A 21,727-nucleotide genomic window follows, 5' to 3' on the forward strand; every position below is an offset into this window, starting at 1 on the left:
TCGAGTGGCACCCGGTATCCCGTCATCCCGTAAATACCCGCAATCCCCGTAATCGCCCGTGAAGGAGGCAGGCCGCCGTGACGGTCGCCGTTAAGACCCCACCCCGCACGCCTGTGCCGGGCGCGCCGACACCCGCGCTGCGCCTACCGCCCAACCGGCACCTCGCGCGCGGGACGCTGCTCACGCTCGCCGCCCTCCTGCTGGGCCTGGTCGTCCAGATCCTGCTGGTCAGTCCTCTGCAGTACCGTGCCGCGCAGCAGTCGGCGTTCGACGCGCTGCGAGCCTCCCTCGCCGAGGGCACCGCGCCAGTCGCCCAGACCGACCAGCAGGGCCACCTGCTAGCTCCGGGCACTCCGGTCGCCCTGATCGACATCCCCCGGCTTCACCTTCACCACGTCACCGTCCTGGAGGGCACCGACTCGCACGTCCTGAGCGAGGGACCCGGACACCGCCGGGACACTCCGATGCCCGGACAGGCAGGGTCCAGCGTGCTGTTCGGCCGTGCGGCCGCGTACGGGGGCCCCTTCGGCAACCTGCACACGCTCGTCGCCGGCGACACGCTGACCCTCACCACCGGGCAGGGCAAAGCCACCTACCGCGTCCTCGGCGTCCGCCGGGCCGGCGACCCCGCGCCGGCCCCCGCCGCCGCGGGCAAGGGACGGCTGGTCCTGGTCACCGCGACCGGCCACCTGTACCAGCCGTCCGGCATCCTGCGCGTGGACGCCGACCTGGTGTCCGGCGTCTCGGAGACCCCGCCCCCCACCATCGTGCCCGGGTCGCTCCCCGACTCCGAACAGCCCCTCGCCAGCACCGACGGCGTCCCCTGGGAACTGGTGATGTGGCTTCAGGCCCTCGTCGTAGTCGCGATCGCCTCGGTGTGGGCCTGGCACCGGTGGGGCCGGCACCAGACCTGGATCGTGTGCGCCCCTGTCATGGCCGTCCTGGGACTCCAGGTCGCCGGCCAGGTCACCCAGCTGCTCCCCAACCTTCTCTGACCTCCGAGGTATCCGCCGTGACCGAATCGCTCCCCACCTACTCCGCCACGACCGGCACTGCCGTCCTTCCCGTTGTTCCGGCCGTATCCCCGGCCGGTGTGCCGTCTCCTGGGCCCGCCTCGCTGGAGGCCCGCAACATCTCCGCCTGGTTCGGCACCCACAAGGTGCTGGAACGGGTCTCCCTCGACATGCCCGCCGGTGAGGTCACCTCCCTCATCGGCCCTTCCGGCTGTGGCAAGTCGACCTTCCTGCGCACTCTGAACCGGATGCACGAGCTGATCCCTTCCGCGCAGTTCGGCGGCGAGGTCCTGTTCGAGGGCGAGGACATCTACGCGCCCGGGCGCCGTCTCACCGACGCCCGCCGCAACATCGGCATGGTCTTCCAGAAGCCCAACCCGTTCCCGGCCATGTCCATCTACGACAACGTGGTCGCCGGACTCCGCCTTACCGGGGTCCGCGCCGGGCGCCGTGAGAAGGACCAGCTGGTCGAGGAGTGCCTGACCCGCGCCGGCCTGTGGAAGGAAGTACGCGACCGGCTCCGCCAGCCGGGCGGCGCGCTGTCCGGTGGTCAGCAGCAGCGCCTGTGCATCGCCCGCGCCCTGGCTGTACGGCCCCGCGTGCTCCTGATGGACGAGCCCTGCTCCGCCCTTGACCCGACCTCCACCCGCCGGGTCGAGGAGACGATCCTGGACCTGGCGGACGACGTCACGGTCATCATCGTCACCCACAACATGCAGCAGGCCGCCCGCGTCTCCCAGCGGTGTGCCTTCTTCCTGGCCGAGCAGGGCACCCCCGGCGGCATCGTCGAGTACGGCCCGACCGCGAAGATATTCGGCACCCCGAAGGACGTGCGCACCGCCGATTACGTCGCCGGCCGTTTCGGCTGATCGGGACTGTAAATCCTTCGGTGCAACTCCTGATCAAGGAAGATGCATCGATGACCAGTGAGAACGTGAACGAGGCCGAGTCCATCGAGGCGGCTGAGCCGCAGTCGGCGAGGGACGCCGACGACTGCTGGGGCCACCGGTGTGGCCGGCCAGACGGTGGGAGATGAGCGTGATGAACGCCCACCGGATGTGCGCTTCGGCATGGGCGATCTGCGCTCGTAGTCCCTTACGTTGCGCCTGGCCCGCATCGTCCACGAGTTACGCCGTTCCACCACCCGCCTCTTGGGCAGCAGGGAGACACACTCAAGGCTTACGGCCGATAAAGGCGAGCAAGCGAGTCTGCACGTCGGCGCTTTCGGGTACCTCGACCCGTGGTCCGTACTGCCCGCTGTTGCGGAGTACGTCGTCGAGCGGGAGCATTCCGTCGAGCAACTGGGCGCACCTGCCGGGGTCGAGGCGCTCTTCCTGGCCGGTGGCCCGCGCCAGGTCCCAGGTGTGCATGAAGACGTCGGCGGTGTAGAACCGGTCGACCGCCTGGTCCAGCGGGAACTCTCCGATGTGCTGGTTCGACAGCATCCTCTGCGCTGTGGCCGGGTCGTCGAGGAGGGCCTGCACCCCGTCGCTGTGCACCGTCCAGGCCGCCACCGGGTCGTCGTCCACCGACGGCCCTTTCGGCAGTTCGACTCCGGCGCCGGCCTTCAGGAAGTCCGGGAACCACTCGACAAGGTGGCGCACCACATCCCGGGCGACCCACCCCTCGCACGGCGCTGGGTTGTCCCATGCCCCGGGACGCACTCCGCGGACGCGGTCCGTGAATACCCCTGCGACGGTGCGGTGCTCATCGGTTGCCTTCGTCATGATCTCAAACCTTCCATCTCGGTACGTCGGTCGGAGTTGTCGCTCTGGCGGCCGCTGAGCAGCTCGTCAAGCCGCTCGTGGCCTTCCCGGACGCCGCGTTGCATGCCGCTCTTGATCATCGAGTCGCGGGCCTCGATGGAGTCCATGAGGGATTTGGTGGTGACCCGAGTGCGACCGCCGAGGTCCTCGAAGACGGTTGTCTCCAGGCTGACGCCGTCCCGGAAGCCGTCGAAGGCGAAGGTCTGCACGATGCGCTCGTTGAGGCGTACCTCGTGGAACACGCCGCGGAAGCCGTACTCCGTCCCGTCGTCCTCGCGATGCACATAGCGGTACGATCCACCGCTGCGCGTGTCGTACTCGTCGATCCGCATGGTGAGCCGACGCGGGCCGAGCCACTGGACGACCAGGTCAGGATCGGTGTGCGCCCGGAACACGCGCCCCGGCGAAGCATCGAACTCCCGGATGATGAGGATGGTGGGCAGAGCCGGGTCGGCCACGATCTGTGTCTCGTGCCGACGGTTCGCCTTCGTGGTGCTCATGATGCCGCCTTCTTCGTCGGGGTGCCCGTCGCCGGCTGTTCCTCCATCTGCTCGAGGACGGCATCGAGCTGACGGAAACGGTCCTCCGCCTCGCGCCGGTAACGTTCGATCCATTTCGTCATGAGGTCGAAGACTTCTCCCTCAAGGCGGCAGGGCCGCCGCTGAGCGTCCCTGCTGCGACTGACCAGACCGGCGTCTTCCAGGACCCTGATGTGCTTGGACACGGCCTGCACGGTCACGTTGTACGGCTCGGCCAGTTCGTTGACCGTGGCATCCCCGTCGGCCAGCCTGGCCACGATGTCGCGCCGGGTCGGGTCGGCCAGAGCGGAGAACGCCCGGGACAGCCGGTCGTTGGCCATCTCGCACCTCGCATCTTCAACCAATCGGTTGAATAAACCTACGGCCGACCCTATGGCGTTGTCAACCGACTGGTTGAATAGCGGCCGACGCGCCGGACGGCTACGGCCGCCGCCCGAGATGTACACCCGGGCGGTCCGCGTTCCCTGTCCCGGCCGCCCCCAGTGCGTTCCCAACGCCTACCGAAACACTGTCTATCGATGCCGATCCGAACGGCAAGCACGCGGCCGGCTGTTCGCCGACCGCGGCTACGACTTCGACAAGTACCGGCACCTCGGCCCGCCGTCGCGGTCAAGGAAGGCCGCGACGCCTGGCAGGGCAAGGGCTGCTGTGTTCCGGAGTTATTGCGCACTGAAGCCCGGATTTGTGCATTCACTGCGCATCGAGCGTCGACATTGCGCATCGAGTCGCGGAGCCTACAACTCCACCACATTTTCGCTAGTTCGTGTCTCTTCTCAGCGAAGTCAGTCGCCGCAGATGCCGCTGACCTCGGAGGCGGAGTCCGCGCAGGCTTCTAGCAGAGACGGGCCGGCGGCTCGCCGTCCAGCAGGGCCCGGCCCAGCGGGGTGAGACTGTGCAGGACCGCGGTACCGATCCGGGTCGTGCGCACCAGCCCCGCGTTGCGCAGCACGGTGGCGTGCTGGCTGGCCGCGGCCAGGGAGACGCCGACGCGTTCGGCGAGCGCGGTGGTCGTCGCCGGATCGCGCACACCGGAGAGCACCGCAGCGCGGGTCCGTCCGAGCAGCGGCCCCAGCGCCCCGGTCGGGCCGGCCGGGGCGTCAGGAATTTGCATCGGGTAGGCGAGCACGGTCGACTCCTCGGGCCGGTACATGATCACGGGCCCCGTCGCGAACCAGGACGGCATGAGCAGCAGCCCCCGGCCGCACAGCGGGATGTCGTACGAGGAGCGCGACGGCAGGTGCAGAGTCGGCGGGTCCCAGAGCCAGGTGGGGCTGAGTGTGGTCAGCAGGGCGTCGACGCCCCCGCGCAGCAGCATCTCGGCCCGTAGTACGCGATCGGCCGTGCCGTCGGCCCGGACGTGCGGCCACAGCGGGGCGATGGATGAAGTGAAGTACCGCCGCAGGTCGTCCATCAGGGTCCGCCGGGCGGCGGACGACCCGGCGGCGAGTTCCCGCGACCACTGGCTGGGCGCTTCCGGGCCGGCGTCGCGCCCGGGCGGGTACGCGATCCGCAGGTCCTTGACGAGCAGGTCGGAGGGCGTCCGTCCGGCCAGATCGACGGCGGTGGCGAAGTCCCCGGCGGATGGCTGCAGCAGGAAGTCCGGCAGGTAGCCGTCGCATGGCACCAGGTCGAGGAGCACCCCGGCGCGTTCCGCCAGGCTGCCGTTCACCCGGCGTCGCCACTGGTCCACGGCGGGCCGCGCGCGGCCCTGGGCGGTCGTTCCGGTGCGCAGGCCACGGACGCTGAGGGCCGCCTCGAACAAGGCGTTGGGTGCCGGAGCAAGGGTGATCTGGCGCAGGTCGGCGGCGTCGAGGTGTAAGCGAATCACGCCGACCGATTATCGTCCAGGCGGAGCCTTTCGCCCAGACGTGAAAGGCCATGCGATCGCGGGGCACCCCGGGCAGGCTCTCGAGCGTCCCCGCGCGGCGGGGCCCACCCATGTACCCGGAGGTCGCAACGATGCCCGGCACCAACCGTCTTCTGATCCTCGGCGCCTCGGTCCTGCTGGCCGGCCTGACAGTCCAGCCCACCCCGGCCGTCGCGCACGATCTGCCGCGCACCTATGTCGTCTCACGGTCCCCGGGGGTCTTGCCCGAGGGGATCGCGATCGACCGCGACGGCACGATGTACGTGTCCTCCGACGGCACCGGCGCGCTGTACCGGGGGAACGTCCGCGACCCCCGCCTGCGTCCCTTCCGCGCGGACGGCGTCGAGGACCGTACGAGCACCCTGGGGGTGCACACCGATACCGGGGGGCAGGTCTTCTCGGTGGGAGGCGCCGAGCTGACCGTCCACGACCGGGACGGGCGCCTGCTGGCCACGCGTACCGCGCAGAGCGGACCGCTCGGCGTGCCCGACCTCAACGACCTTGTGATCACCGAGGATGCCGTCTACGTCACGGACTGGGCCAATCCCGTCGTGCACCGCGCCGAGATCCACGACGGCGAACTCGGGCCCTTGGAGCCCTGGCTCGACATCCGCTCCGCCTTCCCACAGTTCCCGGCGCAGTACTGGCTGCTCAACGGCATCGTGGCAGACCGGTCGGGGCGAACCCTGCTGGTGGCCTCCAACGGGACGGAGGCCGTGTGGCGGGTCGACGTCGCCACCCGGGAGGTCGGTCAACTGGACCTGGGCGGGGCATCCTTCGGTGCCGACGGCATGCTGCTGCGCGGGCGGACGCTGTACGCGGTGCTCAACTACGGTGCCCCGAGCGGCGTCTACGTCGCCTCGCTCGACGAGGAGCTGCGCACCGGATCGGTGACCCACCGGATCACGGGCGAGCCGTTCGACCTGCCCACCACGCTGGCCCGCCACGGCTGCCGGCTCTACGTGGTGAACAGCCAGAACGACGACCCGCCGGGCGAGCCCCCGTACACCGTGAGCGCGATCGACGACCCGGTCTGCGACCGTCCCTAGTAGCGCCTGGTCAGGTTGGCCGGCGGTGCGTGTCTTTCGGGTTCGGTGTGGCGTTGAGGGAGTGTGACTCGCCGCAGTTCGTGCGGATCCTGGGCGCGCACATCGACCGGTTCGGTGTGGCGCCGGACGGCGGACTGTTCCAGAACGAGGCCGGTAACTACGTGGACCCTGCGGCATACGGCAGGACGTGGGCCCGGGCGAGTGGAAACGCCCTGACGCGAATGGAACGTGCTGCCGGCTTGGCCGAGCGCCCCTACGACCTGCGGCACGCCGACATCTCGCTCTGGCTGTACTCCGGTGTGGACCCGGCCGAATGCGCTCGCCGCGCGGGCCGGAGCGTCGAGGTTCCTTTCCGTCACTACGCCAAGTTCTTGGACGGTGTCAGGGAACAGGCCAACCGCCTCATCGAGCAGTCCAGGGAGGAGTGGGACCGTATCAGCCGAGGGGCGGTGCCTGAAGGGTGAGCCGGTGTTTGGTCCGTGACCGGTGTGATCGGCGACAAGAACTACTTCGGCCGCGACTTCGAGCATCAACTGGCCGAGCAGGGCATCCGGCTGCTGCGGCGCGGCCCGCAAGGGCGAGCCGGAACGGCCCGGCGCACCGCTGTTCAAGCCATTGCGGCAGATCATTGAGTCGGTCAACGAAACCTTCAAGGGCCAACTCGACCTCGAACAGCACCGAGGGCGCACACCTTGCGGCGTCATCGCCCGTGTCATGCAGCGAATCCTCGCGCTGACCGCCGCGATCTGGCACAACGACCACACCGGCCAGCCCATCCTGCGCTCACTGACCGCCTACGGCCACTAACCCTTGGAATCGATCATCCAGGGGTGGGATGACGGCGGCGATTGAGCGCGCGGCTCGCGCTGCGGAGAAGCTCTTCGACATGGAGGGGCTGGCTTGGGGCCGCCGAGGTTCCCGAGCCGGAAGGGGCGGATGCGGCGCACGCCGCGGTCGCGCGGCTCGGTGAACTCTTCGCCAGACTGCCCGGGCAGATGCGGCACGGCCTTGAGCGTCAGCGTGAGAACGGTGGGGATCTGTCCATCGACCGCCTGCAGGGACTGTCGGAGATCGTGCAGAACGCCGACGACCTCTGGGCCTCGCAGGTCCGGATTCTCGTACGCGACACCGAGCTGCTTGTGGCGCACAACGGCAACCCGGTGCGGCTGCCGGACGTCATGGCACTGGCCATGCCCTGGCTGACCAGCAAAGCCGACGACCCCGAATCGACGGCCCGGTTCGGAATCGGGGCTGATGACCCTGCGGCGGCGATCGCCGGTGCTGGAGGTGTACTGCTGCGACTACCGGATTCGGATCGGTGACCCGCACGTGGCCGTGCCGGATCCCTACCTGATCCCCGAGGGGGTTCACAACTGCTGGGCCAGCACCTCATTTTGGCGAACGTGGGCACTATTGAGTGAACGGTGTGACGATCGGTGGGGGTGCCTGGCGGGGTGTGCGTAATGTTCTCGGTGCGATCTGGGACGCCGGGTGTGGTGTCAGCGGTCGGGGCCCCCGTGTCACCAGCGAGATGGTGCGGGGCCTCCCCGTCGCCTCTGGCCACACCCATATGGCCAGGTCGTAGGGATTCCGCCCGCCCGCGACGGACCGCATACGGGATATGCGTCGCCGACCGGGATGCGAAAGCGGAGGACCAGTGCGCCCAAGACCGTTCGGGGCGCGCCGGTGAGTCAGGACTCACTCCTGCTCACTGCCCAGGAACGGTTGGCAGACGACGGCTGGACCGTTCTGCGGGTCCCCTTTGCCGAGCCCGGAATCATCTGCGGTGAGGATGTGGATGACTGGCTCGACGACTGGGGTGACGGGCCCTCCTGTTCCTCGACCATGTCCGTACGGTCGGCCACGCAGAGGAGGACCGGAGCACCCGGCGCGAGTTGGCGTTGAAGTGAAGCGAGGCGCAGCACCACGAGGCGGTGGGCGGTGCCGCGGCCACCGCCACGACCCGGACGGTGCGCGACTGATGGCGCGTCGTGGCATGTCAGTCGCGCGGTCATCCCTATGCCGGCCAAGCCCACCTGCCTGGGTCTCCCTCCGCAAGGAACCGTAGCGACCGCGCATCCCGCCGCAGCATCGAAGGGGAGGGCCGGACAGTCCGGCCCTCCCCCCCCGCGTGTACCGGGAGTTACTCGGTGACCTCGTGGTCGTGGCCCTCGTGCAGGCCACCGCCGCTGCCCGCCGAACCCTTGGTGTTCTGCGGCGCCACCGGCTTGCTCAGAAGACTGGTGTCCCAGGCGTACTGGCCCACCGCGTTGGCGATGACGTCGACGTTGACGTCGAACGCCTTCATGTTGATGTTCTTCAGGGTGTCGCAAGCGGCGTGGTAGCAGGCGTCGTACGCGACACCGGCCTTACCGCCGTACGCCATTGCCTGCTCGGCCGTCTTGATGCCCTCGGCGCCGGTGAAGGTGCCGCCCGAGGGGATGCCCACCTCGATGAACGGCCCGTAGTCCGACCGGCCGGTGAAGTCGGTGCCCTCGTGCGGGGTGCCCCGGCTGTCCAGGTAGTCCGTGATCTGCTTCTCCAGCTGCGCCGAGCCCTCCGGGCCGGGGCCGGCACCGACCTGGTCGGAGTCGTCGCCGTCGTAGATGAACTGGGCGTAGTTCGGTGAGGCGATCATGTCGAAGTTCAGGTACAGCTTGACCTTCGCAAGGTCCGCCGCCGAGAGGCTGTTGACGTACGCCTCCGAGCCCAGCAGGCCGAACTCCTCAGCCGACCACCAGGCGAAGCGCACCTTGTTCTTGACGTTCTTGTGGGCAAGGTTCAGGGCCACGTCGAGAATGCCGGCGGAGCCGGAGCCGTTGTCATTGATGCCCGGGCCGGCCGCCACCGAGTCCAGGTGGGCGCCGAACATCACCAGGTTGTCGGCGTCGCCGCCCTTGGTCTCGGCGATCACGTTGTAGGTGTGCCGGGTCTCCGCGAAGGTGCGGATCTCCAGGTTGACGGTCACTGTGCCGGCGGCGGCCTTGGCCGCGAGCGCCTCTCCGTCCGCCTGCGTGACGCCGCCGGCCGGGATCTTGGCGACGGACGGGTCTCCCAGCGTGCCGTTGAGCGCGCCCTCGGTGTTGTTGTAGATGATCGCGCCGACCGCGCCCGCACCGGCGGCGGTCTCCTGCTTCTGCGCAAAGGTGCAGCCGCCGCGCTTGATCAGCGCGATCTTGCCGGTGAACGTCCCGGGGGCGTAGTCCTCAGGTTCGCAGCCGGTGGTGGCATCGACCGGCACCACCGCGACCGGGGCGGTGATGCCGCCGACCGGGCTGCTGGCGGAGTACGTCATGGCGATCAACGGGACGTCCTGCTGCTGCGGCGACACCACCCGCAGGCTCTGCGCCAGCGTCTCGGTGAACGGGTAGTCGAACTCGTTCCGGGTCACCGAGTACCCGGCCTTCCTCAGCAGGTCTTCGACGTACTCGGCCGACTTCCGGTGCCCCTCTGACCCGGCCACCCGGGTGTTCCCGTTCTTGTCAGCGAACCGCTGGAACTGCTTCAGATGCTCGTAGGCATCCTCGGCGTTGCTCTTCTTGACGAGCTTCTTTGCGAGATTGGCAGCCTCCTTGGCAGGGTCGCTGTGGGCGGAGGCGGTGCCCGATCCGATCAGCAGCAGCGGCGCTATGAGCCCTGCGACGGATACGGCGGCTACCGTGGTGCGGCGGTTCCGAGCGTTCAAAACGCTTCCTTCCGACGGTCCATGAGAAATGGGCGTAATGGTCGAAAACAGCCCGAACGATGTATGGCGGTACTCCGGGGCAGGCAGGGGCGGCCGGATCGCTCCGCCCCCTGCCACCGGCAAGGAGAAAGGTATCTGCTCAGTAAACGGTTGGTAATGGGTTGACGGGAATCTTCGGCGCCGACACCGTCCGTGCGCGGTACCGAGCACGCCGATCGGCGCTGACCCAAACGAAGTTGGCTGGAAACCGCCGGTGCTGACTCGTGCCGTGATCGGCAATGTTTGCCCCATGAGGAGCGTCGTACAGGGCGTGCGCGCAAGGTGGCCGGAAGCCCTTTGACGGGGTCTCCCCTGCTCGAACGGAGTTGAGAGCTTAGGGAAGGAGCTTCCTGGGCTTTTGGCCAACGCGGAGGGAGTCCCCCTGGCCCTTAAGGCATTGGGGAGTGCGTGCTGGGCGGCGCGACGGGGTAAAACTTGCCGCTAGTAGGGCTTGGTCAGGTCGGCTGTGGTGGTGCGTGTCCTCTTGGCCCGGCTGCGACGGCCTCCTGCGGATCACCCGCCGCGATGCGTCCAGGATTCTGCGATGGGCGGTGATGGTCGCCTGCTGGCTGTCGCCGCGACGGGGGCGCCCCTCGTAACTCGCCAGCCGGTGCGCGGCGAGGACGTCCGAGAGCGACTCCAGCACCAGTTCCAGAATTCCGTTGTCCGCCATCCTGGCGATCTCGTGATGGAACGCGAGGTCAAATGAACGACCCGTCCCCATTACCGCCGCGCGACCGCAGATTACAGAGACACGCCACGCCCTCCACGCGCGTCCCAAGGCTCCCTTCCGCGACGGCCGTTGCCGTCACGGCGGGAGGCTGGCTCACGGGACCGCCCTGACGGGAGGGAGCGGGTGCGGAGGCGTTCGCGTCGGACTGCCGGCGGATCGTGTCGCTGCTGGAGGCCGAACCCGCCGGTGGCGGGGACGGGTTGTCAACGAAGGAGATGGCGGCTCGGCTGGATCTTCCCCTCGTGCCGGCGACGATCGAGGGAGTGCGGTCGAAGGCGAGGCGGCTGGTCCTGACGCTTACCGTCGCCCCGGACAATGGTGACGAGGGCAACGGCGCCGAGATCGTCACGTACGAGGCCACTGTGGCCGGCGTGGGCCGCTGAACGTTCCGGTTCCACCGGTTGTACCGTCGCCGGGATCGCGTGGACGGGCCGTAGGTGCCGTTCTCGGCAGCCGGCAGGTCGAGTACGGCCTTGACGCCGCGCAGTTCGCCTCGTGATGTGTCGGCCGTGAAGATACGCCTGACCTCGATCCTCATGTCACCGGCGGGGCGGGCCGGTTGGCCCGAACCGCCTCTTTCAGCGCAGCTCCACCCGGAAGGCCAACGGAGTCGTCCCGGTGTGCTGATGGAAGAACTTCGAGAAGTTGGCCGCGTCGGGAAAGCCCACGGAGGCGCCGATCCGGCCGATCGGCATATCCGTGTGGGCCAGTAGGCGCTTGGCCTCGAGGACGACGCGCTTGTCGATGAAGCCCTTGGGGGTGTTGCCGGTGGCCGCCCCCACCGCGCGGACGAGGGTGCGTCGGGAGTAGCCGAGGGCGTCCGCGTACGCGCTGACGCTGTGGTTGGTGGCGAAGCCCTTCTCGACCGCGTCCCGGAAGCGGCTGAAGGTGGTGTCGGCCTGCTCGAGTGCCGTCTTGGCGGAGATCGCCGTGAGGTGGGCCAGGCGGAGCAGGAACGCGGTCAGGGAGTGCCGGAGCACCGCGGTGTGGAGGCTGAGGGGCAGCGTGGTCGTATCGACGTACTCGCGCTCCAGTTGGGCGAGGGAGTGCTCGAGGGCGGCCAGCTGGCTCGCGTCCGGGCGCAGGAGCGGGGGCTGGTCATAGCGGTACAGGCCCGTCGCCTCGACAGTCGCCCGGGGCAGGAAGCCGGGCTGCATGGTCAGGACGGTACCGCGGTACCCGGCCGTGGGGGAGAAGCGATGCACCTGGCCTGGGCGGATCCATAGGAGATCGCCGGCGGAGGCCTCGTACTCGGCGAAGTCGATCATGTGTCTGATGGGGCCGCCGTGGAACAGCATCACCACGTGGAAGTCGACGCGGTGCACGCGCTCCAATGGCGCGTCCGCATGCCAGGGCCGACCGGGTTCCATGGATTCGACCTGCATACCTACGCCGCAGACGCTCAGGTTCGTGGGGAAGGGAAAGGTCTTGATCTCTCCACTTCCTCGGGTCGTTCTGTCCGTCATGTCCTTCTCGCGTCGGCTCGGTCCCGCACTCGTTGTCCCACTTTCACCAAAGGCTGACACAGGGGCACCTGGCCCAGCAAAAGTCATACTTTTAGGTTTGAACGCATCAGAGCAGTTGACTTGTTCCTATCGAGGACTTCTTGAAGATGAGCACGCAGACACCCGACAGCTTCCCTGACGGATTCGAGTGGACCGAACTCGACCGGCGTGCCGTCGACACCGCCCGCCTTCTGGCGGCCGATGCCGTACAGCAGGTTGGAAACGGCCACCCGGGCACCGCGATGAGTCTGGCGCCGGCGGCGTACACCCTCTTTCAGAAGGTGATGCGGCACGACCCGGCCGACCCGGAGTGGACCGGCCGAGACCGCTTCGTTCTCTCCCCGGGCCACACCTCGCTGACCCTGTACACCCAGCTCTTCCTCTCCGGGTACGAGCTGGAGCTGGACGATCTGAAGGCGTTCCGGACGCACGGTTCGAAGACGCCCGGTCACCCTGAGTACGGGCACACGGCAGGTGTCGAGACGACCACCGGCCCGCTCGGCCAGGGTGTCGCGAACGCCGTGGGCATGGCGATGGCGGCTCGCTACGAGCGCGGCCTGTTCGATCCCGAGGCGCCGGAGGGCGAGTCACCCTTCGACCACACCATCTGGGCGATCGTCTCGGACGGCGACCTGGAGGAGGGCATCTCCGCCGAGGCCTCGTCCCTCGCGGGTCACCAGAAGCTGGGCAACCTCGTCTTCGTCTACGACGACAACCACATCTCCATCGAAGGCGACACGGCCACCGCCTTCTCCGAGGACGTCCTGAAGCGGTACGAGGCGTACGGCTGGCACGTCCAGCGGATCGAGCCCTCGGCCGACGGTGACATCGACGTCCGAGCGCTGCACGGGGCGCTGACCGCCGCCCGCGCCGAGACCGGGCGCCCCTCGATCATCGCGATGCGCACGATCATCGCTTGGCCTGCCCCGAACGCGCAGAACACCGAGGCCTCGCACGGATCGGCGCTCGGCGCCGAGGAGATCGCGGCTACCAAGCGGGTCCTGGGCTTCGACCCGGAGCAGTCCTTCCAGGTGGAGCCCGAGGTACTGGCCCACGCCCGCGAGGCCCTCGACCGAGGCGTCGAGGCGCACGCGGCCTGGGACAAGCAGATCGCCGAGTGGCGCGCCGCCGACCCCGAGCACGCCAAGCTGTTCGACCGCGTCGTCACGGGTCAGCTGCCCGATGGCTGGGAGGCCGCTCTGCCGCAGTTCGAGGCGGGCACATCCGTCGCGACCCGTGCCGCGTCCGGCAAGGTGCTGCAGGCGCTCGGCAGTGTGATCCCCGAGCTGTGGGGCGGTTCGGCCGACCTCGCCGGCTCGAACAACACCACGATCGACAGGACCAGCTCCTTCCTGCCGAAGGGCAACCCGCTTCCGGAGGCCGATCCGTACGGCCGCACGGTCCACTTCGGCATCCGCGAGCACTCGATGGCTGCCGAGATGAACGGCATCGCGCTGCACGGCAACACCCGCGTCTACGGCGGCACCTTCCTGGTCTTCTCCGACTACATGCGCAACGCCGTGCGCCTGTCCGCGCTGATGGAGCTGCCGGTCACGTACGTCTGGACGCACGACTCCGTCGGTCTCGGCGAGGACGGCCCGACCCACCAGCCGGTCGAGCACCTGGCATCGTTGCGCGCCATCCCCGGACTCAACATCGTCCGCCCCGCCGACGCCAACGAGACCGGTATCGCGTGGGCCGAGATCCTCAGGCGGCACGCCACGAACCCTGCGCCGCACGGCCTCGCGCTGACCCGCCAGGGTGTGCCGACATACGAGGCAAACCCCGAGGCGGTGAAGGGGGGTTACATCCTGCGCGACTCCTCCGCCGAGACCCCTGACGTCATCCTCATCGCCACCGGCTCCGAGGTGCAGCTTGCCGTCGCGGCGCGTGAGCAGCTCGAGGCCGAGGGGGTCGGTACGCGTGTCGTGTCGATGCCGTCCGTCGAGTGGTTCGAGGAGCAGTCCGCAGAGTACCGCGCGAGTGTGCTTCCGGCGTCCGTGAAGGCCCGTGTGGCGGTCGAGGCAGGGATCGGCCTGACCTGGTACCGGTACGTCGGCGACGCCGGACGCATCGTTTCCCTGGAGCACTTCGGCGCCTCCGCCGACGCCAAGACCCTGTTCGCCGAGTACGGCTTCACCGCCGAGAACGTTGCCTCCGCCGCGCGGGAATCTCTCGCCGCCGCGCGTGGTTGATCAGGCCGCCAGAAAGAGAAGAGTCACTGTGAGCAACACCGCCGAACACCTCAAGTCCCTTACCCAGGAGGGCGTTTCCATCTGGCTGGACGATCTGTCCCGCAAGCGGATCGCATCCGGCAACCTCGCCGAACTCGTCGAGCGGAAGCACGTGGTGGGCGTCACCACCAACCCTTCCATATTCCAGGCCGCCATCGGCTCCGGCGAGGGGTACGAGGAGCAGCTGGCCGACCTCGCCGTACGCGGCGTCACGGTCGACGAGGCCGTCCGCATGATGACCACCGCCGACGTCCGCGCCGCCGCCGACATCCTGCGGCCCGTCTACGACGCGACCCGCGGCCGTGACGGCCGGGTCTCCATCGAGGTCGACCCGCGCCTCGCGCACGACACCGCGGCGACCGTTGCCGAGGCCAAGCAGCTCGGATGGCTGGTCGACCGCCCGAACGTGATGATCAAGATCCCGGCGACGAAGGCCGGCCTCCCGGCGATCACCGAGGTCATCGGCCTCGGCATCAGCGTCAACGTCACGCTGATCTTCTCGCTGGAGCGCTACCGCGAGGTCATGGACGCGTACCTGGCGGGCCTGGAGAAGGCGCAGGCGGCGGGCATCGACCTGTCCACGGTCCATTCGGTCGCCTCGTTCTTCGTCTCCCGCGTCGACAGCGAGATCGACAAGCGCCTTGCGAAGGTCGGCACCGACGAGGCGCTCGCACTCAGGGGCAGGGCCGCGCTCGCCAACGCCCGTCTCGCATACGAGGCGTACGAGGGCGTCTTCGCCGCCGACCGCTGGACCGCGCTCGCCACCGCGAGCGCCAACAAGCAGCGTCCGCTGTGGGCCTCGACGGGCGTCAAGGACGCCGCGTACAAGGACACCCTGTACGTCGACGAACTGATCGCGCCCGGCACGGTCAACACCATGCCGGAGGCGACCCTCGACGCCACCGCCGACCACGGTGACATCCACGGCGACTCGGTGACCGGCGGCTACGCCCAGGCCCGCGCCGATCTTGCGGCCGTCGAGCGGCTCGGGATCTCCTACGACGAGGTCGTGAAGCAGTTGGAGGACGAGGGCGTGTCGAAGTTCGAGGCGGCCTGGGAAGACCTGCTGCGTGTGGTCGCGACGACGCTGAGCAGCAAGGGAGTTGAGGGGGAATGAGTGAGCGCGAGACGCTTCCCGGTGGTGCCGCGCAGGATGCGCCCGCCGCGGCGGGCGGATCTGGTGACGCGGCCGTGGAACCGGGTGGCGTGACCGCCGGATCGGGTGACGCGGCCGGGGAATCGGGCGGCGACGCGGCGGCGGTACCCGGCGACGTGATGGGCGACGAGAGCTCCACCACCCCGGCCCTCGACTGGAACAACCCGCTCCGTGACCCGCGCGATCGGCGCCTCCCCCATGTCGCCGGCCCCTCGGGCCTCGTCATCTTCGGTGTCACCGGCGACCTCTCCCGCAAGAAGCTGATGCCCGCCGTCTACGACCTCGCGAATCGGGGTCTGCTCCCGCCGGGCTTCTCGCTCCTCGGGTTCGCCCGGCGCGAGTGGGAGGACCAGGACTTCGCACAGGTGGTGCACGACTCGGTGCGCGAGCACGCCCGCACGGAGTTCCGCGAGGAGGTCTGGCAGCAGCTGGCCGAGGGCATGCGGTTCATCCCGGGTGACTTCGACGACGACCAGGCGTTCAAGCAACTCCGTTCTGCCGTCGATGAGTTGGACGCATCTCGGGGCACCAGTGGCAACTATGCGTTCTACCTCTCGGTGCCGCCGAAGTTCTTCCCGAAGGTTGTCCAGCAGCTGAAGAAGCACGGCCTCGCGGACGCGCCGGAAGGTTCCTGGCGGCGTGCGGTCATCGAGAAGCCGTTCGGCCGCGACCTGGCCAGTGCGCGCGAACTGAACGCGATCGTGCACGAGGTGTTCGACCCGGACCAGGTGTTCCGTATCGACCACTACCTCGGCAAGGAGACGGTCCAGAACATCCTGGCGCTGCGCTTCGCCAACCAGATGTACGAGCCCATCTGGAACCGCAGTTACGTCGACCACGTGCAGATCACGATGGCCGAGGACATCGGAATCGGCGGCCGCGCCGGTTACTACGACGGCATCGGCTCGGCCCGTGACGTCATCCAGAACCACCTCCTCCAGCTCATGGCGCTGACCGCCATGGAGGAGCCCGCCGCCTTCGACGCCGAGTCGCTGCTCACCGAGAAGCTGAAGGTCCTCAAGGCCGTGAAGCTGCCGGAGAACCTGGGCGAGCACACCGTGCGCGGGCAGTATGCGGCGAGCTGGCAGGGTGGCGAGAAGGTGCGCGGCTATCTGCAGGAGGACGGCATCGACCCCAGGTCGACGACCGACACCTACGCGGCCGTCAAGCTGGAGGTCGACAACCGTCGCTGGGCGGGCGTCCCCTTCTATCTGCGCACCGGAAAGCGCCTCGGTCGCCGCGTCACCGAGATCGCGGTCGTCTTCCAGCGCGCACCCCACTCGCCCTTCGACTCGACCGCCACCGAGGAACTCGGTGCGAACGCGATCGTCATCCGTGTCCAGCCCGACGAGGGCATGACGGTGCGCTTCGGATCGAAGGTGCCGGGTACGTCGATGGAGATTCGGGACGTCACGATGGACTTCGCCTACGGCGATTCCTTCACCGAGTCCAGCCCGGAGGCGTACGAACGCCTCATCCTGGACGTTCTGCTGGGCGACGCCAACCTCTTTCCCCGTCACCAGGAAGTGGAGGAGTCCTGGAAGATACTCGACCCGATCGAGGGGTACTGGGACACGCACGGCAAGCCCGCGCCGTACGCGTCCGGCAGCTGGGGTCCCGAAGAAGCCCACGAGATGCTCGCACGAGACGGACGGAGCTGGCGCAGGCCATGAAGATCGATCTGACCGACACCACGGCAAGCAAGATCAACAGGGCGCTCGTGCAGGGGCGCCGAGCCATCGGTACTCCCGCCATGGGCATGGTCCTGACGATGGTCATCGTGACCGACGAGGAAAACGCGTACGACTCGATCAAGGCGGCCGAGGAGGCGTCGCGCGAGCATCCCTCGCGCACCCTCGTCGTCATCAAACGCGTCGCACGCACCCCGCGCGACCGCACGAACTCCCGCCTGGACGCGGAGGTGCGGGTCGGCTCGGACGCGGGCACCGGCGAGACGGTCGTCCTGCGGATGTACGGCGAAGTCTCCGACCACGCCGACTCGGTGGTCCTGCCGCTGCTGCTGCCGGACGCGCCGGTCGTCGTCTGGTGGCCGGTGGACGCGCCCGACGTCCCGGCCAAGGATCCGTTGGGCGCTCTGGCGCAGCGCCGGATCACCGACATGTACGCCGTCGAGGCCCCGCTAGTCGCCCTGGCGACCCGCGTCTCCTCGTACGCGCCCGGCGACACCGACCTGGCGTGGACCCGTCTCACGCCGTGGCGTTCGATGCTGGCCGCGGCGCTGGACCAGGCCCGTAAGAAGGTGGTGTCGGCCGTCGTGGAGAGTGAGGCCGAGAACCCGAGTGCCGAGCTGCTGGCCCGCTGGCTGGAGGCCCGGCTCGAGGTCCCGGTCGAGCGCGTCGTCACCGCCGGACCGGTCGTGACGGCCGTCCGGCTCGGAACGGAGAGCGGCGAGATCGTGATCGACCGCCCCGACGGCCCGCTGGCCACGCTTACCCTGCCGGGCCAGCCCTCGCGCACCCTCGCCCTGAAGGTACGCAGCACCTCGGAGTTGATTGCCGAAGAGCTGCGCCGCCTCGACGCGGACGAGATGTATGCCGTCGCCCTGCGCGGGGACGGCACCAAGGAGAACCCCCGTCATGTCTGACACACCCGAGCTCACGCACCGCCCGGAGTGGACGGCCCTTGAGGACCACCGCGCAGAGGAGCTTCGCCACCTGCAGCTGCGTGACCTGTTCGCCGCCGACCCCGGTCGCGCGGAGCGCTACACCGTCAGCGTCGGCGACCTGCGCATCGACTACTCCAAACACCTGATCACGGACGAGACCCTCGCGCTCCTCCAGGAACTCGCCACCGCGACGGACGTGTTCGGGCTGCGGGACGCCATGCTCCGCGGCGAAAAGATCAACGTCACCGAGCAGCGTGCCGTCCTGCACACTGCACTGCGCGCCCCGCGCGACGCCGTCGTCGAGATCGACGGCGAGGACGTCGTCCCGGCGGTGCACGCCGTGCTCGACAAGATGGCCGACTTCTCCGAGCGCGTCCGCTCGGGCGAGTGGACCGGGCATACCGGAAAGCGGATCCGCAATGTCGTCAACATCGGTATTGGCGGGTCGGACCTCGGACCCGCGATGGCGTACGAGGCACTGCGGGCCTTCACCGACCGCTCGTTGACCGTGCGGTTCGTCTCGAACGTGGACGGCGCCGATCTGCACGAGGCCCTACGGGACCTGGACCCGGCCGAGACGCTGTTCATCGTCGCGTCCAAGACCTTTACGACCATCGAGACGATCACCAATGCCACATCGGCGCGGTCCTGGCTCCTTGCCGGGCTCGACGACGGTGGTGAGAAGGCGGTCGCGAAGCACTTCGTGGCGCTGTCGACGAACGCCGAGAAGGTCGCGGACTTCGGTATCGACACCGCCAACATGTTCGAGTTCTGGGACTGGGTCGGCGGTCGCTACTCGTACGACTCCGCCATCGGTCTGTCGCTGATGATCGCCATCGGCCCGGACCGGTTCCACGAGATGCTCGACGGCTTCCGCCTCGTCGACGAGCACTTCCGCACCGCGCCCGCGGCGGTCAACGCGCCGTTGCTGCTGGGCCTGTTGGGTGTCTGGTACGGATCGTTCCTCGGCGCCCAGTCGCACGCGGTGCTGCCGTACTCGCACTACCTGTCCAGATTTACTGCGTACTTGCAGCAGCTGGACATGGAGTCCAACGGGAAGTCGGTGGACCGCAACGGCAATCCGGTGGAGTGGCAGACCGGGCCCGTGGTCTGGGGCACGCCCGGCACCAACGGGCAGCACGCGTACTACCAGTTGCTCCACCAGGGCACGAAGGTCATCCCGGCCGACCTGATCGGTTTCGTCAACCCGGTCGACGAGCTCAGCCCCGAACTCAAGGGCCAGCACGACCTGTTGATGGCCAACCTGTTCGCGCAAGGCCAGGCGCTCGCCTTCGGCAGGACGAGTGACGAGGTGCGCGCCGAGGGCGTGCCTCAGGAGCAGGTGCCGCACCGCACGTTCCGCGGCAACCACCCCACGACGACGATCCTGGCAAGCGAGTTGACCCCCTCGGTCCTCGGCCAGCTGATCGCGCTGTACGAGCACAAGGTGTTCGTGCAGGGCGCGATCTGGAACATCGACTCCTTCGACCAGTGGGGCGTCGAGCTCGGCAAGGTCCTCGCCAAGCGCGTGGAGCCGGCGCTCACCGACGGGGCGGACGCCCCCGGACTCGATCCCTCAACCGCCGCCCTGGTGGCCGCGTACCGCACTCTCCGGAAGAAGTGAAACAGCATGACAACGATGCAATTGGGCCTCGTCGGCCTCGGCAAGATGGGCGGCAACATGCGCGAGCGGATTCGCCGCGCGGGCCACACCGTCATCGGCTACGACCGCAATCCGGACCTCGCCGACGTGAGCAGCCTGGCCGAACTGGTCGAGAAGGTCGAAGCCCCACGTGTGGTGTGGGTGATGGTGCCCGCGGGAGGCCCGACCCAGCACGTCATCGACGAGCTCGGCGACCTCCTGGAAGCCGGCGACACCGTTGTCGACGGCGGCAACTCCCGCTGGACGGACGACGAGAAGCATGCCGAGGAACTGGCGGCCAAGGGCATCGGCTTCGTCGACGCAGGTGTCTCGGGTGGTGTCTGGGGCCTCCAGAACGGCTACGCGCTGATGGTGGGCGGCGACGCCGAACACATAGCGAAGGTCCAGCCCATCTTCGACGCACTCAAGCCCGAGGGCGACGCAGGCTTCGTCCACGCGGGCAAGGTCGGCGCCGGCCACTTCTCCAAGATGGTCCACAACGGCATCGAGTACGCCATGATGCAGGCCTACGCCGAGGGCTGGGAGCTGCTGGAGAAGGTCGACTCCGTCACCGATGTGCGCGAGGTCTTCCGCTCCTGGCAGGAGGGCACGGTCATCCGTTCCTGGCTGCTCGACCTGGCGGTCAACGCGCTGGACGACGACGAGCACCTCGACAAACTGCGCGGCTTCGCCGCCGACTCGGGTGAGGGCCGCTGGACGGTGGAGGCCGCGATCGACAACGCGGTGCCGCTGCCCGCGATCACCGCGTCGCTCTTCGCGCGTTTCGCCTCGCGGCAGGACGACTCCCCGCAGATGAAGATGATCGCCGCGCTGCGCAACCAGTTCGGCGGCCACGCCGTCGAGTCGGCGAAGTAACCGCCATGGGCGACCTCCTGCTGGTCCGCCACGGCGAAACCGAGTGGAGCCTGTCCGGCCGGCACACCAGCTGGAGCGACCTGCCCCTCACCCAGCGTGGCGAAGAGCAGGCCAAATCCCTCGCCGCGCTGCTCGCCGGGCGGACCTTCGCCCTCGCGCTCACCAGCCCACTGGGCCGTGCCGAACGGACAGCGGAACTGGCGGGCCTGTACGACGCCGTACGCGAGCCCGATCTGCACGAGTGGGACTACGGTGCGTACGAAGGCGTGACCACCCTCGAGATACATCGCACCCGGCCCGACTGGTACCTGTGGAAGGACGGAGTGCCGCCCGGTCCGGCCGGTCATCCGGGCGAGTCACCGATCGAGGTGGGACAGCGTGCCGACCGCGTGTTGAGCCGCATCGGGACAGCCCTGGACAGCGGGGACGTGGTGCTCGTGGCCCACGCCCACTTCCTGCGGGTGCTCACGGCGCGTCGCCTCGGGCTGCCCGCCGCGGACGGGCGGCTGTTCCAGCTCACGACGGGAACGGTCAGTCGGCTCTCCACCGAACACGGACGACCTGTGATCGCTGAGTGGAACGCCACGGGAGCTCCTGCGGCCGTCCACTGATTTCTACCGCGCTGCGGAAGCCGAAGAGGTTCCGGTCCGCCCCGAGGGCGGGCCGGAACCTCTTCGGCAACGCAGGGAGACGGACCTCATCGGGGTCTCCGCCGGCCGCAGCACCATGCCACGTCCCGGTCATGCCACTGGGACGCAGGAATTGGCATGACGACGGTGGAAGCGGGCGCCCGCCCCGGGGCGCCTTGCGGCCCTCCGCGCCGGCGAGAGTGCTCAGGTTCCGGGCCGGGGGAGAGGTGCGGGTTCTTCCGTCCAGAGCAGCGCGCAGGTGGTGGGGCCGGTGTGCCGGGCGCGACTGCATCCCGCGTTCGCTCGGCATGTGCGTTGCCTGCTCCGACCTGGACGCCGAGTCCGCCGCCTGAGCTGCGGCGATGAAC

The 21,727-nt window shown here is 68.7% G+C and carries 20 protein-coding genes and 1 pseudogene; 14 read left to right on the plus strand and 7 right to left on the minus strand.

The genetic code is table 11. The features are described from left to right. Positions 1-77 precede the first annotated feature (77 nt). Positions 78-995, plus strand: a complete 918-nt coding sequence (locus tag ACWCP8_RS07995; RefSeq protein ID WP_352263576.1) for a sortase — start codon at positions 78-80, stop codon at positions 993-995. A 98-nt stretch (positions 996-1,093) separates the two neighbouring features. Further along, positions 1,094-1,882, plus strand: coding sequence for a phosphate ABC transporter ATP-binding protein PstB (gene pstB / locus ACWCP8_RS08000; protein WP_382840043.1), 789 nt, complete (start codon positions 1,094-1,096; stop codon positions 1,880-1,882). A 303-nt stretch (positions 1,883-2,185) separates the two neighbouring features. Here the strand turns inward: pstB and ACWCP8_RS08005 are convergent, their stop codons facing one another. The 4 genes from ACWCP8_RS08005 to ACWCP8_RS08020 form a co-directional block, all read right to left on the minus strand. Beyond that, on the minus strand, positions 2,186-2,740 hold the full coding sequence (locus ACWCP8_RS08005; RefSeq protein WP_352263577.1) for a TIGR03086 family metal-binding protein: 555 nt from the start codon (positions 2,738-2,740) through the stop codon (positions 2,186-2,188). Then, positions 2,737-3,279 (minus strand): SRPBCC family protein, encoded by a 543-nt coding sequence (locus ACWCP8_RS08010; protein ID WP_382839851.1) that lies wholly within the window; start codon positions 3,277-3,279, stop codon positions 2,737-2,739. Before ACWCP8_RS08010 ends, ACWCP8_RS08005 begins: the two co-directional genes overlap by 4 nt. Then, the gene (locus ACWCP8_RS08015; RefSeq protein WP_451114854.1) at positions 3,276-3,638 is read right to left on the minus strand and encodes an ArsR/SmtB family transcription factor; all 363 of its coding nucleotides are present in this window, start codon (positions 3,636-3,638) and stop codon (positions 3,276-3,278) included. Before ACWCP8_RS08015 ends, ACWCP8_RS08010 begins: the two co-directional genes overlap by 4 nt. A gap of 512 nt (positions 3,639-4,150) precedes the next feature. After that, positions 4,151-5,146 (minus strand): ArsR/SmtB family transcription factor, encoded by a 996-nt coding sequence (locus tag ACWCP8_RS08020; protein WP_451114856.1) that lies wholly within the window; start codon positions 5,144-5,146, stop codon positions 4,151-4,153. Positions 5,147-5,277: 131 nt separating this feature from the next. Between ACWCP8_RS08020 and ACWCP8_RS08025 the strand changes: the two genes are divergently transcribed. The 4 genes and pseudogenes from ACWCP8_RS08025 to ACWCP8_RS08040 all read left to right on the plus strand — a co-directional run bounded on the left by ACWCP8_RS08025 (position 5,278) and on the right by ACWCP8_RS08040 (position 7,556). Next, on the plus strand, positions 5,278-6,234 hold the full coding sequence (locus tag ACWCP8_RS08025; protein WP_451114858.1) for a hypothetical protein: 957 nt from the start codon (positions 5,278-5,280) through the stop codon (positions 6,232-6,234). Positions 6,235-6,287: 53 nt separating this feature from the next. Beyond that, the gene (locus ACWCP8_RS08030) at positions 6,288-6,698 is read left to right on the plus strand and encodes a hypothetical protein (protein ID WP_352263586.1); all 411 of its coding nucleotides are present in this window, start codon (positions 6,288-6,290) and stop codon (positions 6,696-6,698) included. Positions 6,699-6,722: 24 nt separating this feature from the next. Further along, positions 6,723-7,041: pseudogene (locus tag ACWCP8_RS08035) on the plus strand (IS982 family transposase); the annotation flags it as partial. A gap of 41 nt (positions 7,042-7,082) precedes the next feature. Then, positions 7,083-7,556, plus strand: coding sequence for a sacsin N-terminal ATP-binding-like domain-containing protein (locus ACWCP8_RS08040; protein WP_451114861.1), 474 nt, complete (start codon positions 7,083-7,085; stop codon positions 7,554-7,556). 821 nt (positions 7,557-8,377) lie between these two features. Here ACWCP8_RS08040 and ACWCP8_RS08045 read toward each other — a convergent pair. Further along, positions 8,378-9,919: a M28 family metallopeptidase gene (locus tag ACWCP8_RS08045; RefSeq protein ID WP_451114863.1), complete on the minus strand. Its 1,542-nt coding sequence runs from the start codon at positions 9,917-9,919 to the stop codon at positions 8,378-8,380. A 373-nt stretch (positions 9,920-10,292) separates the two neighbouring features. After that, complete coding sequence (locus ACWCP8_RS08050) at positions 10,293-10,682, minus strand: FCD domain-containing protein (RefSeq protein WP_352263591.1); 390 nt, start codon at positions 10,680-10,682, stop codon at positions 10,293-10,295. Between the two features lie 167 nt (positions 10,683-10,849). Between ACWCP8_RS08050 and ACWCP8_RS08055 the strand changes: the two genes are divergently transcribed. Next, on the plus strand, positions 10,850-11,074 hold the full coding sequence (locus tag ACWCP8_RS08055) for a hypothetical protein (RefSeq protein WP_352263592.1): 225 nt from the start codon (positions 10,850-10,852) through the stop codon (positions 11,072-11,074). Positions 11,075-11,269: 195 nt separating this feature from the next. Here the strand turns inward: ACWCP8_RS08055 and ACWCP8_RS08060 are convergent, their stop codons facing one another. Next, positions 11,270-12,157: a helix-turn-helix domain-containing protein gene (locus ACWCP8_RS08060; RefSeq protein ID WP_451114865.1), complete on the minus strand. Its 888-nt coding sequence runs from the start codon at positions 12,155-12,157 to the stop codon at positions 11,270-11,272. 146 nt (positions 12,158-12,303) lie between these two features. Here ACWCP8_RS08060 and tkt point away from each other — a divergent pair, with 146 nt between their 5' ends. From tkt to ACWCP8_RS08095, 7 genes are all read left to right on the plus strand, one after another. After that, positions 12,304-14,391: a transketolase gene (gene tkt, locus ACWCP8_RS08065; protein ID WP_451114867.1), complete on the plus strand. Its 2,088-nt coding sequence runs from the start codon at positions 12,304-12,306 to the stop codon at positions 14,389-14,391. A gap of 28 nt (positions 14,392-14,419) precedes the next feature. Continuing rightward, a complete protein-coding gene (tal, locus tag ACWCP8_RS08070) occupies positions 14,420-15,547 on the plus strand; it encodes a transaldolase (RefSeq protein WP_451114869.1) in 1,128 nt (375 codons plus the stop codon). 158 nt (positions 15,548-15,705) lie between these two features. Beyond that, positions 15,706-17,259, plus strand: coding sequence for a glucose-6-phosphate dehydrogenase (zwf, locus tag ACWCP8_RS08075; protein WP_356158281.1), 1,554 nt, complete (start codon positions 15,706-15,708; stop codon positions 17,257-17,259). Beyond that, positions 17,256-18,191, plus strand: a complete 936-nt coding sequence (gene opcA / locus ACWCP8_RS08080; protein WP_326745944.1) for a glucose-6-phosphate dehydrogenase assembly protein OpcA — start codon at positions 17,256-17,258, stop codon at positions 18,189-18,191. The genes zwf and opcA overlap by 4 nt, the downstream gene beginning before the upstream one ends. Next, a complete protein-coding gene (gene pgi / locus ACWCP8_RS08085) occupies positions 18,184-19,836 on the plus strand; it encodes a glucose-6-phosphate isomerase (RefSeq protein ID WP_451114871.1) in 1,653 nt (550 codons plus the stop codon). The genes opcA and pgi overlap by 8 nt, the downstream gene beginning before the upstream one ends. Before the next feature lie 15 nt (positions 19,837-19,851). Next, positions 19,852-20,730 carry a phosphogluconate dehydrogenase (NAD(+)-dependent, decarboxylating) gene (gene gnd, locus ACWCP8_RS08090; protein WP_313941777.1) on the plus strand — a complete coding sequence of 293 codons (879 nt, stop codon included), beginning with the start codon at positions 19,852-19,854 and terminating at the stop codon, positions 20,728-20,730. Positions 20,731-20,735: 5 nt separating this feature from the next. Continuing rightward, entirely contained in the window at positions 20,736-21,341 is a 606-nt protein-coding gene (locus ACWCP8_RS08095; RefSeq protein ID WP_451114873.1) for a histidine phosphatase family protein, read from the plus strand. The last annotated feature ends 386 nt before the right edge of the window (positions 21,342-21,727 follow it).

It is taken from the genome of Streptomyces sp. NPDC002206 (assembly GCF_053593595.1).